A 2,307-nucleotide genomic window follows, 5' to 3' on the forward strand; every position below is an offset into this window, starting at 1 on the left:
CTTAGATTTACCTACTTAGATTTACCTACTTAGATTTACTTAAGAAGGTAAGATTCCCAAATAAGGCAGACAAGGTAATAATATTGAGGATACATTGTCTTGAGTTTTGCGGTAGCTCCTGATGAGTTATCAGTCTAATGACATTACCAGTTTCCAATTGCTCTCTCTAGGACTCAGAGCAATTGGTTACTGATTTTATATACTCTTTAAGAGTTATAAAGTTTTTATACCTCTTAAAGCGTATATACTTAATGGATGTACGCTGTTCCTGTCATATAATTATTCACATGAGATTCTAGAGCTGCTTGTTTAAAGCAGCCTTTTTTGTCAGTTGAAGTTTCTTTTAAGGAATGTCCATGCAAAAGACAGATAAATATCCCAAAATTCAAATTCAACTCCACTGGCTTACCTTCATCTTAGTAATGTGCACTTATTTATGGGTATGGTTAGCCAAATATGTGTTAACTCCTTTTCCTGGAGTTGATCACTTTTTTTGGTTAATGCACTTTTTCTTTGGAGCATTAGTTTTTGTATTTACTTGTATTCGTTTTGTGGTGCAAAAGCTCTTACAAAGATATATTCCTGAGGTAGTACCAGCAATTCCTAAGTGGCAATATTGGACAGCAACGGTAGTAAAGATCTTATTGGTGGTAGTGTATTGGCTTATTCCTCTTGCTGGCTATTTATATCGTTGCCAAAAGGGAGCAACTCTAGATTTATACGTGAAAGTATTCCAAGCACGTTGTGAGGTGGATCTTTCATCAGCACAAATGTGGCATGCAATTCACGTTAATACCGCTTACTTAGCTCTCGCTTTAATTGCGGTACATTCAGGATTTGTGTTATTTAATCATTATGTTCGTAAAAACAATATGTTATTACGAATGATGCCAAAAAAACGAGGGTCATAAGATCCTCGTTTTTAAGGTAAAAAATACCCTGCGAACAGGGTATCGAAAGGCTTCGGAGATTAATTCTCTGAAATTACATCGGAAATATCAATTAATTTATGGGTAAAAGTTAATTTATTGTTTGTGCCAAACTTCAGCAACAATTTCATTAATTAGACGAATCTTATCCCATTGTGCTTGTTCACTGAGTTTGTTTCCTTCTTGGGTAGAAGCAAAACCACATTGGCAACTTAAGTGGAGGTTTTCGAGGGGAACATAGTTGCTTGCCTCTTGAATTCTTTGTTTAATTAGTTCTTTATCTTCAAGGGTAGGATCTTTAGAAGTTAAAAGTCCTAACACTACTTGTTTACCTTGAGGTACTTGAGCCAGAGGGGTAAAGTCACCCGCACGTTCAGTATCAAATTCAAGATAGTAGCCATCGACATTTTCTTTAGCAAACAGAGCATCTGCAACAGCATTGTAACCACCTTGAGCCGCCCAGTCAGATTGGAAATTACCACGACAAATATGAGTGTTAATGACTAGATCTTCGGGCAACTCTTGAGTTAAGAGAAGATTATTTACCGTAAGGAAATCTTCTTTTAGAGCTTGTTGGAGTTGTTGAGCAGTTGTTCCGTTATTTAAGTCTTGAGCAATATGTGCTAGGAGTTGTTCATCAACTATAGCTCCCCAAGTACAGTCATCGAGTTGGAGGTTACGACAACCAGCAGCATAAAGATCATCAATTACTTGGCGATAGGCGGTAGCGAGATCTGCAAAGAGTTCTGCTTTAGTTGCATAATGTTGATATAGATTATCTAGATGCTCTTGATCCCGAATAAGTTCAAAGTAAAGTTGAGCTGGTGCGGGAATGGTTTGACGAGCTACATGTTTAGCATCTGCGAGTTGATGTAAAAACTTATAGTGTTCGACAAATGGATGATTTTCTCCACTTATTTTGCCTGTTAAAGTCGCAGAGTCAGCTTTAGTGACGAGAGAGTTAAATACATATCCGGTTTTTGCTTGGCTCTGACTTATGCCATTTAACCCCCAAAAGAAGTCTAAATGCCAATAAGCACGACGAAACTCACCATCAGTAAGATTTTTTAAGCCTACTTCTTTTTGCTTTGCGACTAAGTCACGTATGGCTTGATCTTCAACGGCAGTAAGTTCGTCACGACTAATTTTTCCTGCTTGAAAAGCTTCTCGAGCTTTGATTAAAGCCTGAGGGCGTAAAAAAGAGCCTACATGATCGGCACGGAATGGAGCTTGTAATCTTGTCATATTTACCTCTACTACAAAATTATTTATCTTAATCTGTTCTTTGTAATTTGTTATCTGTCATTTGTTTTCAAGCTTAATTTTTTTCTTAGTTAAATTTAAGCTGGTGTAAATGGTAATTTAATCTTATCTTTAG

Annotated in this window: 2 protein-coding genes; one reads left to right on the top strand and one right to left on the bottom strand. The window is 36.8% G+C overall.

Features of this window, described 5'->3' with window-relative positions:
* Window positions 1–356: 356 nt before the first annotated feature.
* Window positions 357–911 (top strand): cytochrome b, encoded by a 555-nt coding sequence (locus CKF59_RS07210; protein WP_222985695.1) that lies wholly within the window; start codon window positions 357–359, stop codon window positions 909–911.
* A 114-nt stretch (window positions 912–1,025) separates the two neighbouring features.
* On the opposite strand, the gene CKF59_RS07215 is transcribed toward CKF59_RS07210, so the two are convergent.
* Complete coding sequence (locus CKF59_RS07215; RefSeq protein WP_119535255.1) at window positions 1,026–2,174, bottom strand: 5-methyltetrahydropteroyltriglutamate--homocysteine S-methyltransferase; 1,149 nt, start codon at window positions 2,172–2,174, stop codon at window positions 1,026–1,028.
* Between the last annotated feature and the right edge of the window lie 133 nt (window positions 2,175–2,307).

Origin of the sequence: Psittacicella gerlachiana, from assembly GCF_003585965.1 — a bacterium.
Taxonomy (GTDB): domain Bacteria; phylum Pseudomonadota; class Gammaproteobacteria; order Enterobacterales; family Psittacicellaceae; genus Psittacicella; species Psittacicella gerlachiana.